Below are 13,382 nucleotides of genomic sequence, written 5' to 3'. Positions count from 1 at the left end.
CTATTTGCATATTTGCACTTAGGGACACTTGGTTTGTGCTTTTGTTCGTTATATAGTTATGGGCTCGGACAAGTATATATGACAACTTCTTTTCATTCGCTCCTTTGCATCTGATAGGACGTGTATTTTTCGCCGTATACAGAGATGCTTTCTTGCGCGCGCATGAAGCGAAAATCGCTCGGATCATGGCGGCAGCTTTTCCAATGTCATAAAAATAAAAACGACCATTCACTACATATGTAGTTGACGGTCGTTTTTATTTTTATATGTTGAGATCCTTCACTTTTACATCCTCTGCCGCCGTTTCGCTTTCGTCATTGACACGCTCGATGTTGGCACCAAGCGCCGCTAGTTTCTCATGAAAGCGAACATATCCGCGGTCGAGGTGTCTTAATTCCGTCACGCGCGTATAGCCTTCCGCCGCTAAGCCGGCTAAAATTAACGCTGCCGCTGCCCGCAAATCGGTAGCAGCTACTTCCGCGCCTTGCAAATTGCAAGGACCGTTAATAATAACAGAACGTCCTTCAATTTTAATGTCGGCATTCATGCGGCGAAATTCTTCCACATGCATAAAGCGGTTTTCAAATACCGTTTCCGTAACCATACTGGTACCTTCTGCTTTAAGCAGCAATGCCATCATTTGTGACTGCATATCCGTTGGAAAACCTGGATATGGCATTGTTTTAATGTCCACCGCTTTTAATTTTTCTGGACCTATTACCCGCAGTCCATTTCCTTCTTCGATAATAGTGACACCCATTTCTTCCATTTTGGCAATCAAGGAACTTAAATGTTCTGGAACAGCACCTTGTACAAGGACGTTTCCGCCTGTAATTGCCGCAGCAACCATAAACGTACCTGCTTCGATGCGATCAGGAATGACCGTATGAGTCGTGCCAGTCAGCTGGTCCACCCCTTCGATGCGAATCGTGCCGGTCCCAGCCCCGCGCACTTTCGCACCCATCGCATTTAAAAAGTTTGCCAAGTCGACAATTTCTGGTTCTTTGGCGCAGTTTTCAATAATGGTGGTGCCTTCCGCCAATACCGCGGCCATCATAATATTTTCTGTTGCTCCAACACTTGGAAAATCTAAATAAATTTTTGCGCCGCGCAATCTTCCTTTTACTTCGGCATCAATAAATCCGTTTCCGACTTTTACGTGGGCGCCCATCGCTTCAAAGCCTTTTAAATGTTGGTCAATCGGGCGCGAACCGATCGCACAGCCTCCTGGCAGCGCGACGCGGGCGCGGCCATTTCGGGCAAGCAATGATCCCATCACAAGCACCGATGCCCGCATTTTACGCACATATTCAAACGGCGCTTCGGACTTTAGCTCTTGGGATGCATCGACAGTGATCATATTTTCCTCTATTTTTACATCTGCGCCTAAATAACGCAGTACTTCACTAATTGTATATACATCGGAAAGAGCAGGCACATCATGAATAACACTTTTCCCATTACTGGCTAATAATGTTGCGGCGATCACAGGCAAAACGGCATTTTTCGCTCCTTCTACTTTTACGGTGCCGCTCAACCGTTTTCCGCCACGGACGATGATCTTTTCCAAGTTATTCCCCTCCGCGTCCAATTTCTCTATATTAATATTCAATCGTAATGATTGGGGTTCCAATGACGACAACCGTCTTCCCGCCCAATCTTTCTCGCAATGCAAGTTGAATGTTCATTGGCTGATGTTTGCTAGTTGGAAGAACGTATTCCCACTGCCCAGTATATGCAGACAGGGAAACAAATGACTCTTCTTGTAATGATTCAACTGGTGTTGCTTGAAATTCTCTTAGAAGATGTAAAGCATTGTAGAACAAACCACCTTCCATATTATCACTGAAATCCCCTTTGATACAAGTGAAAAATGTAGGCTGTTTCACAAATAATTGGCTCGACTTTTTCTCTATCGTTTCGACAATTTTTTTCCATATTTTTTCGCTCCAACCTAACCCTTTGAGTTCATAGAGGATATACGTTTGTGGCTTGTCCTTTGTGTCGGTCATGACGAGTTGAATTTTTTCTTGAAAGAAGGGGCGGTTGTATATACCCGTTGCTTTTTTCATATGGTGGTTTGCCTCCAAATGCCAATGAAAGGCGCGGTTTTCGTTTTTGAGTTCGTCTAGCTTTTTAAAAAAAGTTGCATCATTTCGAATATGCTGGGCATACTCTCTTGTGTAAACAGTCCATTGTTCAATTTCTACTTCATTGTCTTCTAAAACGCGCGCGATCGTTTTTAATGGCTGAAGAGACTCGTTCCCCATCGCTTCTCCGGATGAATATTGATACATTCCAATAATCATAATAAACAATAATGTCCATAAAAAAATGAATGGACGCACTTGTCTTTTTTTCATATTCGTTTCACTTCCTCTCCTTAATTGTTATTGTTGCCAGATCGGAAGTGAACATACATAAAAAAAATCGACAATAACCAAAAATGAAAGCGCTGTCAGTTCAAAAAAAAGCGAGTAATATGGCATTACTCGCCTCCAAATAGAAACGGGAGTTGTTTCGACCATGATAAATAGTCAAGAAAAAAGTTGGCCACCGTCGAACCGATCATAATCGTCAATAAAATATAAAGCAATCGTCCCTGAAATACACGGTTTGGTTTGATGATCACCTCGAGCCGAACTCCTTGTAATGTCCACCACGTAATGGCGATAAACACGAGATGGACAACAATGCTTACTAACGCCTGCTGGCCCAGCATGGGCATCATCGTTTTTCACTCCTTTCTTTCCATCCATTACTTCGCGGTTTGACGATAAAAGAAGAAGGGGGAATAACCCCCTTTATTGTAACGCTATTGAAGGAAATCGCTAAAGTGATCGAATTGTTCAAGAAAGTGATAAGCTAGCCCTGGAACGATACCGAATAGCAACGTGCCAAGCGCGCAAATGACAACAACGATCGCCAGCCCGATCGATAGTCTCACCGATGATGTCTCATCGGCAGGGCGGAAAAAGATTTGCACAAAAATGCCAAAATAGTATACATACGATATAACCGTTGCAGCGATCATCACCGCGGCAAGCACATAATGACCCGGCTCTGTCATGAGCGCCCCAAGGAAAATGTTCAATTTTCCGATGAAACCAGCCGTACCCGGGATTCCCGCAAGCGACAGCAAGAAAATTCCCATCGCAACCGCTAAAAGCGGGTTTCGCTGATAAAGGCCGGCAAAATGGCTGAGATCATCGGAATCGGCTTCGTCAGATATTCGTTGCAATATCGCAAATGCGCCAAGATTCATGAACAAATACGCAAGCAAATAAAACCAAATCGAATCGATCATGACCCATGACATCGCCGCAAAACCGACAAGAATATATCCGGCGTGGGCAATGCTCGAATAAGCAAACAGCCGCTTCATGCTCCGCTGCTTTAACGCTATCGTATTTCCAATGATCATCGTTGCCCCGGCTAAAAAGGCGATATAATCTTGCATCGAAAACAATAGCGAAGACGGATCTTTTCCTTGCGCCGGCGCTTGGGCAAAGATAGTGATAAACAATCGTAAAACGATGACAAACCCGGCCGTTTTCGAAACGACGCTTAAAAACGCGGTAACAGGAGTCGGCGCTCCTTGATAGACATCCGGCGTCCACATATGGAACGGAACGGATGAAATCTTAAACGATAAACCGACAAGCATCATCAAGAACGCAATCGCCAAGATGTATTGGTATCCGCTATCGGTTAGCTTCTGTACCTCTAAGGCAATTTCTTTTATGTTCGTCGTGCCTGTTAAGCCGAAAATATAGCTCATCCCAAACAGCGTAATCGCTGTCGAAATCCCGCCGTTAATCACATATTTCATCGCCGATTCGTTTGCCTGCATCGATGTTTTTCGTATTCCCGCCAAGATATAAGAGGAAATCGATAATAGCTCTAGCCCGACAAATAAGGTGATTAAATCGCCGCTTGAGGCCATGATCATCGCGCCAAGCAAGGCGCAAAGCAATAAATAGTAGAATTCCCCACGATCTTTTAACCCTTCTTTTGGGCGATAATCAAACGCAAGCAACAGCGAAAGCGCTCCGCCTGCTAATAAAAGAAGCTTAAAGGCTTTGCCAAACGCGTCTAAGCGAAACGTATCGTTCAAAATCGAAACCGTTTTGGCCGGAATAAGTCCGATTGTCGCGATCAACGCAATGGCAACTCCAACAAAAGCAATCCATGCAAGCGGACGGCGGTCTTTATCATCCGGCATAAACAGGTCCATCAGCGAGAGAATGAGCGCCGTTCCAAGAACGATGAATTCCGGTGTCATCATCCCCCATTTGTATTGCAATAATGTATGCATGCTCATTTCTCTCACACTCCTAACCCGTTCATCATCATTTCAATCGTCGCTTGCAATGGTTTCGCTAAAATGTGCGGATATACGCCGATCATCACAATCAATGCGAGCAATACGAACACCGGAATCGCTTCCGCCAGGCTCATATCAAGCACTTGTACGTCATCGCGCTTGGAGGCGCCAAACGTCATGTTCAATACGGCGCGAAGCAGGTAAACCGCGGTCATAATAATGCCGAGCGCACCGACCGCCGCAACGACCGGCTCTGTTTTGAACAAACCTAAAAATGCGGTAAACTCACTTACAAACCCAGACATTCCCGGCAATCCGAGCGACGCCATCGCTCCTGCCAATAAGCACCCCGCCGTCAGCGGCATCACTTTCGCCAGCCCTCCTAAACGGTCGATCGTCGTCGTACTCGTTCGCTCGTATAAAATGCTGACGAGCAAGAACAGCAATGCGGAAATAAATCCATGGGAAACAGCCTGGAAAATCGCCCCTTGAATCCCTGCTTCATTCAGCGCTCCCAATCCAATGAGCACAATTCCCATATGGGAAACACTCGAATAGGCAAGCACCATTTTAAAATCGTCTTGGACGAACGCTAAAAACGCTCCGTACAATAAGTTGACAACCCCTAAAATCGCAATCCAAAAAGCGAAATCGCGGAATTGATCTGGGAATAAACCGATGCCGAACCGAATCAAACCGTACGCCCCGATTTTTAATAACACGCCGGAGTGCAGCATCACAATCGATGGCGGCGCTTGTACGTGCACCCGCAAAATCCAGCGGTGAAACGGAACGATCGGCAACTTAATCCCAAATGCGATCAACAATGCAATAAACAATCCTAAGCGCAAATCGCTCGAAATTGGTGCAATCAGCTGCGCCTCGACCGCCGGATTATGAAGCATTTCTTTTACCAACTCGACATTGGACGTCCCGGTGCGGGCAAATAAAACGATAATGGCAATCAATAAAATCGCCGAACCAATCCCGTTGTAAAGCAAGTAGCTGTATGCGGCGCGCTCCCGTTCAAAACCGCCCCATTTTCCAACTAAAAAGAACATCGGAACGAGTGTGATTTCTAAAAAGATAAAGAATAAAATCATATTTCCTGCCGCAAACACGCCAAGCATGCCGATTTCTAATAGAAGAAAGAGCATGAAATAGCCTTTCCACTCTTTTTTGATATGAATGGAGGCGACGGCGGCAAGCGTCGCCAATAGCGACGTAAGCACGATCATGACAAGCGAAAAGCCGTCGATACTCAGCTCATAACGGATGGCGAACGTGGACTCCGTTAAAAACGGAAAATCCGCGAAGCGAACCCAATCGTGTTTTTCTGCCAAATGTTCCAGGCGGTAACCCCGCAAATATTGTGCAAAGGCAAATAGCGATAAAATCAGCGATGGCAGCGTAGATAAAAAACCGAGCCATTTTATCGTCCGCTCTTGCGTTTTTGGTACAAACGCAAGCAAAAGAATGCCAACAAGCGGGGAGAAAACGAGAAGGGAGAGAAAATACGTTCCATTCATTATAAATACCCCCCTGTGAACGCGAGAATGACGACGAGAAGCGCAAGGCCGATCAACGTCACCGCGCCATACATTTGAACTTGCCCGTTTTGCAGCCGCGATCCGATTGAACCAACCGTGTTTACTGCCGCTGCAACGAGACTGGCCATTCCCTCTACGATAAAGCGATCAATATAATAGAATAATAGACTAATGGCGTTTGCCGCATAGCCAACCGTCCACGCATAACATTCATCGATGTAATATTTATTCCATAACACGTTGTACGCAAACGGAACGCGCGAGCTAAGCCAATCTCTCGCAAGCGAACGTTTTCCGTACATCAGCCACGCGAGGAAAATGCCAAGCAACGAAACGATGGCAGCAACGACCATAATCCAGCTTGGCGCTTCTTCATGAGCATAATGGCCATCTGTCAGCCAATCTCCAAGAAATGTCCCAAACCATGGAGTATGAATGTACCCGGAAATGACGGCAAGCACGGCCAAGACGAGCATCGGAAACGTCATAACCGCTGGCGATTCATGAATTTCCTCCGCTTCATGCCGCCCCTCGCCGCTAAAGACAAGGAAGAAGAGACGGAACATATAAAACGCGGTGAAAAACGAAGCAAAAACCGCCATCCAGAATAAAACGACATGACCATGCGTCCAAGCGGCGGCAAGAATTTCGTCTTTGCTAAAGAATCCTGATAAAAGCGGGACCCCGCTGATGGCCAGCGTTCCGACTAGAAATAGCGGCGCGGTAAGCGGCATTTTCCGCCAAAGTCCGCCCATTTTTTCAATGTCTTGCGTGCCGACGGCATGAATGACGCTTCCTGCCGCTAAAAACAAGAGCGCTTTAAAAAACGCATGTGTCGTCAAATGGAATATTCCCGCTACATAGCTTCCCGAACCGAGCGCAAGCATCATGTAGCCGAGCTGACTTACCGTCGAGTAGGCAAGCACGCGCTTAATATCGGTCTGCACAAGGCCGATGGACGCGGCGAAAATCGCCGTAAATCCTCCGACAACCGCGACCGTCAGCATCGCCGTTTCGCTTGCTTCGTATAACGGGAACAGCGCAGCCACTAAATAAACCCCTGCAGCTACCATCGTGGCCGCGTGGATCAACGCCGAAACTGGCGTCGGACCTTCCATGGCATCTGGAAGCCACGTATGAAGCGGAAACTGGCCAGATTTTCCGATCGCTCCCACGAAAATGAGAATCGCCGCTAGGGTCACCATCGTCTGCGACAGCGTTCCGTCTTGCACGGCTTTAAAAATGTCATCATACTCAAAACTGCCCACTTGCCAGAATAATAGAATCATGCCGATAAAAAAGCCGACATCGCCGATCCGCGTCATAATAAACGCTTTTTTCGCAGCCGCTTTCGCTTCTTCTTTATAGAAATAAAATCCGATTAATAGAAACGAACCAAGGCCAACCAGTTCCCAAAACATATACGTCTGCAATAAATTCGGCGAAACGACAAGACCGAGCATCGCAAACGTGAACAGCCCTAAATACGCATAGAAAACCGAGAACCGCTCATCGCCGCGCATATACCCTTTTGCATACATATGTACTAGAAAGCTAACGAGGGAGACAACGACAAGCATTAATGCATTTAGCGCCGTCACCTCAAATCCAGCTGTCAATTTCGTGCTGCCGATCGCAAGCCATACTTGTTCTGCTTTGTAAGTCGAACCGCCAATGCGGTCAAACAGCACGGCGACAGAAACAAGGAAAGAAATGAACGTCGCTAGTATTCCAACATAAGCACTCGCTTCTTTCATTCGTTTTCCGAAAAGCAGCAATAAGAAAAAGGAAAACAGCGGAAAAAGCGGCACAATCCAAGCCATTTCCATCATGGTATCACAGTCCCCTTTTGATCAAAGAGCTTGAAGAGCTCTTTGCATTTTCTTGCTTTAATGTTTCATCGAATCGATCTCATCGATATGAACGGTTTTGCGGTTGCGATAAAGCGCCATTAAAATCGCGAGTCCCACCGCGGCTTCAGCAGCTGCCACCGTGATGGTAAACAGGGCAAAAATTTGCCCTGAAATACCGGGATGAGCCCCGTGTTTCGCAAAAGCGACTAAATTAATATTGACGGCATTCAGCATTAACTCAATACAAATGAGCACAATCACGGTATTTCGTTTGGTGAGCGCTCCATACAGCCCAATGCAAAACAAGATGAGCGCAAGTACCAGATATACGGATAATGGAACGGAGCTCATTTTTTTGGCGCCCCCTTATCATTTTTTTTCGCTAGTATAATCGCGCCAACAAGCGCCACAAGCAAAATGATCGATGTAATTTCAAACGGAATGATATAATGAGAATATAGGGCGAGGCCGATTTGTTCCGTATTGTTTTCATGGAGATTTGCGGCTTCCTCGCCAAAATCAAGCTGATAAATGCCGAGATAAACGGCGATGCCAAAGGCAAAGACCGCGATGGCGGTGAATGTTTTTCGCCAAAATCCGCCTGTTGTCGTTTCTTCTTTTTCTTCCTCCCGATGGCGCGTCAACATGATGCCAAACAGCATGATAATGGTAATGGCGCCAGAGTAAATAAGCACTTGCACAGCAGCAACAAATTCGGCTGATAAGAGCACGTAAAGACCCGCGATGCTGATGAACGTAAACACAAGCGCGATGACCATATGAACGACTTTCGTTAAATTCAGCATGAGCACTCCGCCGATGATTGCGACGAGGGCGAGCACTAAAAAGGCGAGATATTCTCCGCTCACGGCTTATTCTCCTTTCGGACATTGGTGTCGTTTTCATCGAGCCATGCCAAATCTTTATAAAGGGCATCGCGGCTATATTCCGCCAGCTCAAAATTGTTCGTCATGACGATGGCTTCCGTCGGACATACTTCTGTACAAAGGTCGCATAAAATGCAAATTTCGAAGTTAATGCTGTACGTATCAATGATTTTCCCTTTTTTCGTCGGATCCGGATGCTTTTTTCCTGTCAATTGAATACAGTCGGTTGGACAAATATTAGCACATTGATTGCAAACGATACATTTTTCGGGATAAAATTTTTGAATGCCGCGAAACCGATCTGGAAGGAGAAGCGGTTCATTCGGATAGTCGTACGTTACTTTTTCCCGAGTTAAATTTTTCAGGGTATATGCCAACCCTTTGGCTAAACCGATCATGCATGCCACCCCATTCTTATTAGAAAAATAGTTCTTGTATCAGCGCGGTAACAAAAATATTCAAAAGCGCCACAGGAAACAATACTTTCCATCCTAATTCCATGAGCTGGTCCGCTCTAAGGCGCGGAAATGTCACACGGAACCAAATCAGGACGAAAACAACGATGCTGAATTTTAACGCAAACCAAACGGCTCCTGGAATGAAGTCTAAAAACATCACCGGGTGCCATCCACCTAAAAATAATATCGTTGTAAGCGCCGCCATAGCAAAAAGATACACATATTCCGAAAGCATAAAGAATGCCCAACGAAAACCGGAATACTCGACATGAAACCCGGCAACAAGCTCTGATTCCGCTTCCGGCAAGTCGAATGGAGTGCGGTTTAACTCCGCGACAGCAGCAATGAAAAATACGATAAACGCAATTGGCTGTATGAAAATATACCATACATCTTTTTGCGCTTCGACAATATCGTTTAAATTTAAACTGCCCGTTAGCAAAACAACGCCAAGCACAGACACAACAAGCGGAATTTCATAGGAAATCATTTGTGCCGCCGCACGCATTGCGCCGATGAGCGCATATTTATTGTTCGATGCCCATCCGCCGGCCACAACGCCGATCGTCGTCAGTCCCGAAACGGCAATGTAATAAAGCAAGCCAACGCCGATATCGGCAAATTGAAATGCGTCAGTAAACGGCAATGTCGCCAATACCATAAACGCCGGCGCAAAAGCGATAATCGGCGCTAAAATGAATAACGGCTTGTCAGCAGCTTTTGGAATCGTATCTTCTTTTAAAAGCAGCTTTAATACGTCCGCGACCGTTTGCAATAGCCCCCATCGGCCTCCGACTTGGTTCGGGCCGTAACGGCCTTGCATAAATCCCATGACTTTTCGTTCCGCTAAAATACCATACGTCACAAAAGCAAGAACGGCAAACAACAAGGCAAGACCAAGTCCGAAGAAGATCACGAGATTCGTCCAGCTTGGAGCAGAATTCAGCAATTGTTCCATCATCCGTCGACCTCCCCGAGCACAATATCAATCGAGCCAAGAATCGCAATCACATTCGCAATATTTTCCCCTTTTAACAGTTTCGGGAGTATTTGCAAATTGTAAAACGACGGCCGACGGAATTTGATGCGGTACGGCTCTTTCTTTCCGTCGCTGGCGATGTAACAGCCGATTTCCCCGCGCGGTGATTCAATGCGGACAAATGTCTCTCCCGGCGGCGCTTTAATGATGCGCGGCACTTTCCCCATAATTTCTCCGCTTTTTGGAAATTGTTCACATGCTTGTTCGATGATTTTTAATGATTCTTCTATTTCCGCCAAGCGGCATTCATAACGGGCAAGGCAGTCTCCTTCTTCCCGCACCGGAATGTCAAAATCAAAACGGTCATAAATCGAATACGGCTCGTTTTTCCGTAAGTCCCATTTCACGCCGGTACAACGCAAGTTTACGCCGCTTAACGAATAGTTGATCGCTTCTTCTTTCGTATATTTGCCAACACCGATGACGCGATGGCGGAAAATTTCATTTCCTGTCACAAGGTCATGATAACCAGCGAGTTTTTCCCGCATATACGGGACAAATTGTTTTACTTTTTCAATCCATCCATCCGGCGCATCCCATTTCACGCCGCCGACGCGCATGTAATTGAACGTCAGTCGCGCCCCTGACAGCTCGTTTAATAGATTAATAATCATTTCCCGCTCGCGGAATGCGTACAAAAACGGGCTTGTGGCGCCAAGGTCGAGCAAATACGTCCCCCACCAGACAAGATGGCTGGCGATTCTGCCAAGTTCCATTGCCAAAACGCGCAAATATTCCGCTCGTTCCGGAACTTCAATGCCCATCATTGTTTCCACTGCATGACAAATAACATAGTTATTGGTCATTGCCGATAAATAATCCATCCGGTCTGTATACGGGATGATTTGCGTATATTGTAAGTTTTCCGCTAACTTTTCCGTTCCGCGGTGGAGGTAGCCGATGACAGGTTTCGCTTCTTGAATGATCTCTCCATCTATTTTTAAAATAAGGCGGAAAACTCCGTGTGTACTCGGGTGCTGCGGTCCTACGTTTAAAATCATTTCTTCCGTCCGAAGCATAGTTATACCTCCGCGTCGTATGGTTCATAATCTTTGCGAAGCGGATATCCGACCCAATCTTCTCCTAAAAAGATACGGATTAAATTCGGGTGCCCTTTAAAACGGATTCCTAATAGGTCGTACGCCTCGCATTCCGGCCAATTTGCCCCCTGCCAAAGCGGAACGAGAGAATCAATCTCCGGCTGGTCGCGGTCGATTTTCACTTTTAATGCGACAGCTTGGCGGTTTTTATAAGAATATAAGTGCACATATACTTCCATATGTGTTTGAAAATCCGTTCCATGCAGCTCCGACAAATAATCAAAACTAAGCTGTTCGTTATATTTTAGAAACTCGGCGATTTTGTAATATGTATCCTTTTTTGCGACCAATGTCGGAACATCTTTGGAAAGGCGGTTAATATAGGCATCTTCTAGCACATCTTCGCCGAGATGTTCGCAAATCACTTTGACGTATTTATCAAGAAGCGGCTGATTTGGCGATGGAGTTTCTTCTTTTTTCACTGCTGGCCCTGAATCTCCTGCGGCTTTCGCTTTCGACGCAGCCGCTGCTTTTGCTTTTGCTGCCGCAATCGCCTTTGCTTTCGCTTTTGCGAGATCATCATCATTTTCGCCAGCGGTGCCGCTTGCTTGTTGTTTTGCCAGCGCTTTGGCTTTTGCAGCGGCTGCCGCCTTCGCCTTCGCTGCCGCAATCGCTTTTTGTTTGGCAAGATCTTCTTCCGCTCCGTCGCCCGCTGCTTCTTTTGCCTTTTGTTTCGCCAGCGCCGCCGCTTTTGCTTTCGCCGCCGCTGCTGCCTTCTTCTTCGCAAGCGCCAGATCATCTTCTGGGGCTTCTTGCTTTTCTCCTTCTGCCTGCTGTGCTTCTTTTGCTTTTTGTTTCGCCAGCGCCGCCGCCTTCGCTTTCGCCGCCGCTGCTGCTTTCTTCTTCGCAAGCGCTAGATCATCTTCGGCGCTTTCTTGGTTTTCTCCTTCTGCCTGTTGCGCTTCTTTTGCCTTTTGTTTCGCCAACGCCGCCGCTTTTGCTTTCGCCGCCGCTGCCGCCTTCTTCTTCGCAAGCGCCAGATCATCTTCTGGGGCTTCTTGCTTTTCTCCTTCTGCCTGCTGTGCTTCTTTTGCTTTTTGTTTCGCCAGCGCCGCCGCTTTTGCTTTCGCCTCTTCCGCCGCTTTTTTCTTCGCAAGGGCGAGATCGTCTTCGGCAAGTTTTTCTTCGGTTGGGACTTTTGGTTCTTCGAGCCGCTGTTCAGTTTGTTCAGCGGCTCGTTTCGCCGCTAATCGTTCGCGCGCCAACTGTTTCGCTCTCTCTGCCGCTTCTTTTTTCCGCTGCTGTAAATCTTTTTCTTCACTCATCGATTACAGCACCTTCTTCCCCGTCTTTGCTTCATAACGGATTTTTTCTTTTAATTTATTAATCCCGTAAATTAACGCTGCCGGATTCGGCGGGCAACCAGGAATATATACATCAACTGGTATGATTTGATCTACCCCTTTGACGACGCTATATGATTTCACATACGGCCCTCCTGCCGTTGCGCATGAACCCATGGCAATGACCCATTTCGGTTCTGGCATTTGATCATATAAACGGCGGATGATTGGCGCCATCTTTTTCGTCACCGTTCCGGATACAATCATGACATCAGACTGTCTTGGAGACGCACGGAAAAAGGAACCGAATCGGTCTAAATCATAATGAGCTCCGCCGACTCCCATCATTTCAATCGCGCAGCAGGCAAGACCAAACGTTAACGGCCATAGAGAATTGCTGCGGGCCCACGCCTTTAATTGTTCCAATGTAGTGAAAAACACGTTGCGCTTTAACTCTTCCATATCTCCTTCCGGCATGTCCAACCATTTTACATCCATTGTAACACCTTCTTTTTCCAAGCATAGACAAGACCAAGAACGAGCATCAGCACGAAAATAAGCATTTCCACTAAAGCGAATAATCCTAATTTGTTATAAGCGACTGCCCATGGATATAAAAACACCGTTTCGACATCAAAAATGACAAATAATAGCGCAAACATATAGTAACGAACTTGAAACTGAACACGCGAGTCATGGAACGGATTGTTACCGCTTTCATAAGTGGTTTGCTTTGCCTCACTCGGAACATGCGGACGCAGAAGTCGTCCTATTGTTAATGCGCCAACTGGAAGCAAAATGCCGATGCACAAAAATACAAAGACAATCACATAGTTATTGACGTATACGTTCCACAATATGCCGTTCGCTCCCTTCATTATTATG

At 46.4% G+C, this 13,382-nt stretch carries 14 protein-coding genes; all 14 read right to left on the bottom strand.

The window, feature by feature from the left end:
* Nucleotides 1–262: 262 nt before the first annotated feature.
* A complete protein-coding gene (murA, locus tag QSJ37_RS09950) occupies nt 263–1,570 on the bottom strand; it encodes a UDP-N-acetylglucosamine 1-carboxyvinyltransferase (RefSeq protein WP_285754997.1) in 1,308 nt (435 codons plus the stop codon).
* Between the two features lie 31 nt (nt 1,571–1,601).
* Nucleotides 1,602–2,363 (bottom strand): YwmB family TATA-box binding protein, encoded by a 762-nt coding sequence (locus QSJ37_RS09945; RefSeq protein ID WP_285754995.1) that lies wholly within the window; start codon nt 2,361–2,363, stop codon nt 1,602–1,604.
* Nucleotides 2,364–2,488: 125 nt separating this feature from the next.
* Nucleotides 2,489–2,731 (bottom strand): DUF1146 family protein, encoded by a 243-nt coding sequence (locus QSJ37_RS09940; protein ID WP_285754994.1) that lies wholly within the window; start codon nt 2,729–2,731, stop codon nt 2,489–2,491.
* A gap of 84 nt (nt 2,732–2,815) precedes the next feature.
* Nucleotides 2,816–4,324, bottom strand: coding sequence for an NADH-quinone oxidoreductase subunit NuoN (gene nuoN, locus QSJ37_RS09935; protein WP_285754992.1), 1,509 nt, complete (start codon nt 4,322–4,324; stop codon nt 2,816–2,818).
* Nucleotides 4,325–4,329: 5 nt separating this feature from the next.
* Entirely contained in the window at nt 4,330–5,856 is a 1,527-nt protein-coding gene (locus QSJ37_RS09930; RefSeq protein ID WP_285754990.1) for an NADH-quinone oxidoreductase subunit M, read from the bottom strand.
* Nucleotides 5,856–7,709, bottom strand: a complete 1,854-nt coding sequence (gene nuoL, locus QSJ37_RS09925; protein ID WP_285754988.1) for an NADH-quinone oxidoreductase subunit L — start codon at nt 7,707–7,709, stop codon at nt 5,856–5,858. Before nuoL ends, QSJ37_RS09930 begins: the two co-directional genes overlap by 1 nt.
* A gap of 57 nt (nt 7,710–7,766) precedes the next feature.
* Nucleotides 7,767–8,081 (bottom strand): NADH-quinone oxidoreductase subunit NuoK, encoded by a 315-nt coding sequence (nuoK, locus tag QSJ37_RS09920; RefSeq protein WP_062754406.1) that lies wholly within the window; start codon nt 8,079–8,081, stop codon nt 7,767–7,769.
* Nucleotides 8,078–8,599: an NADH-quinone oxidoreductase subunit J gene (locus QSJ37_RS09915; protein WP_062754408.1), complete on the bottom strand. Its 522-nt coding sequence runs from the start codon at nt 8,597–8,599 to the stop codon at nt 8,078–8,080. Before QSJ37_RS09915 ends, nuoK begins: the two co-directional genes overlap by 4 nt.
* Nucleotides 8,596–9,015: an NADH-quinone oxidoreductase subunit NuoI gene (gene nuoI / locus QSJ37_RS09910; RefSeq protein WP_285754987.1), complete on the bottom strand. Its 420-nt coding sequence runs from the start codon at nt 9,013–9,015 to the stop codon at nt 8,596–8,598. Before nuoI ends, QSJ37_RS09915 begins: the two co-directional genes overlap by 4 nt.
* 19 nt (nt 9,016–9,034) lie before the next feature.
* The gene (gene nuoH, locus QSJ37_RS09905; protein ID WP_015865304.1) at nt 9,035–10,036 is read right to left on the bottom strand and encodes an NADH-quinone oxidoreductase subunit NuoH; all 1,002 of its coding nucleotides are present in this window, start codon (nt 10,034–10,036) and stop codon (nt 9,035–9,037) included.
* Complete coding sequence (locus QSJ37_RS09900; RefSeq protein ID WP_015865305.1) at nt 10,033–11,133, bottom strand: NADH-quinone oxidoreductase subunit D; 1,101 nt, start codon at nt 11,131–11,133, stop codon at nt 10,033–10,035. The genes nuoH and QSJ37_RS09900 overlap by 4 nt, the downstream gene beginning before the upstream one ends.
* A gap of 2 nt (nt 11,134–11,135) precedes the next feature.
* Nucleotides 11,136–12,479 carry an NADH-quinone oxidoreductase subunit C gene (locus QSJ37_RS09895; protein ID WP_285754985.1) on the bottom strand — a complete coding sequence of 448 codons (1,344 nt, stop codon included), beginning with the start codon at nt 12,477–12,479 and terminating at the stop codon, nt 11,136–11,138.
* 3 nt (nt 12,480–12,482) lie between these two features.
* A complete protein-coding gene (locus tag QSJ37_RS09890; RefSeq protein ID WP_285754984.1) occupies nt 12,483–12,995 on the bottom strand; it encodes a NuoB/complex I 20 kDa subunit family protein in 513 nt (170 codons plus the stop codon).
* On the bottom strand, nt 12,986–13,354 hold the full coding sequence (locus QSJ37_RS09885) for an NADH-quinone oxidoreductase subunit A (RefSeq protein WP_285754983.1): 369 nt from the start codon (nt 13,352–13,354) through the stop codon (nt 12,986–12,988). Before QSJ37_RS09885 ends, QSJ37_RS09890 begins: the two co-directional genes overlap by 10 nt.
* Between the last annotated feature and the right edge of the window lie 28 nt (nt 13,355–13,382).

The organism is Parageobacillus sp. G301 (genome assembly GCF_030268025.1).
Lineage (GTDB): Bacteria > Bacillota > Bacilli > Bacillales > Anoxybacillaceae > Parageobacillus_B > Parageobacillus_B toebii.
The sequence above is the reverse complement of the archived record's forward strand: the minus strand, read 5'-3'. Positions and strand labels throughout refer to the sequence as shown.

Coding starts and splice junctions, on each gene's coding strand:
- QSJ37_RS09945 (WP_285754995.1), bottom strand. CDS start 2,363: ATGAAAAAAAGACAAGTGCGTCCATTCATTTTTTTATGGACATTATTG.
- QSJ37_RS09940 (WP_285754994.1), bottom strand. CDS start 2,731: ATGATGCCCATGCTGGGCCAGCAGGCGTTAGTAAGCATTGTTGTCCAT.
- nuoN (WP_285754992.1), bottom strand. CDS start 4,324: ATGAGCATGCATACATTATTGCAATACAAATGGGGGATGATGACACCG.
- QSJ37_RS09930 (WP_285754990.1), bottom strand. CDS start 5,856: ATGAATGGAACGTATTTTCTCTCCCTTCTCGTTTTCTCCCCGCTTGTT.
- nuoL (WP_285754988.1), bottom strand. CDS start 7,709: ATGATGGAAATGGCTTGGATTGTGCCGCTTTTTCCGCTGTTTTCCTTT.
- nuoK (WP_062754406.1), bottom strand. CDS start 8,081: ATGAGCTCCGTTCCATTATCCGTATATCTGGTACTTGCGCTCATCTTG.
- nuoI (WP_285754987.1), bottom strand. CDS start 9,015: ATGATCGGTTTAGCCAAAGGGTTGGCATATACCCTGAAAAATTTAACT.
- nuoH (WP_015865304.1), bottom strand. CDS start 10,036: ATGATGGAACAATTGCTGAATTCTGCTCCAAGCTGGACGAATCTCGTG.
- QSJ37_RS09900 (WP_015865305.1), bottom strand. CDS start 11,133: ATGCTTCGGACGGAAGAAATGATTTTAAACGTAGGACCGCAGCACCCG.
- QSJ37_RS09895 (WP_285754985.1), bottom strand. CDS start 12,479: ATGAGTGAAGAAAAAGATTTACAGCAGCGGAAAAAAGAAGCGGCAGAG.
- QSJ37_RS09890 (WP_285754984.1), bottom strand. CDS start 12,995: ATGGATGTAAAATGGTTGGACATGCCGGAAGGAGATATGGAAGAGTTA.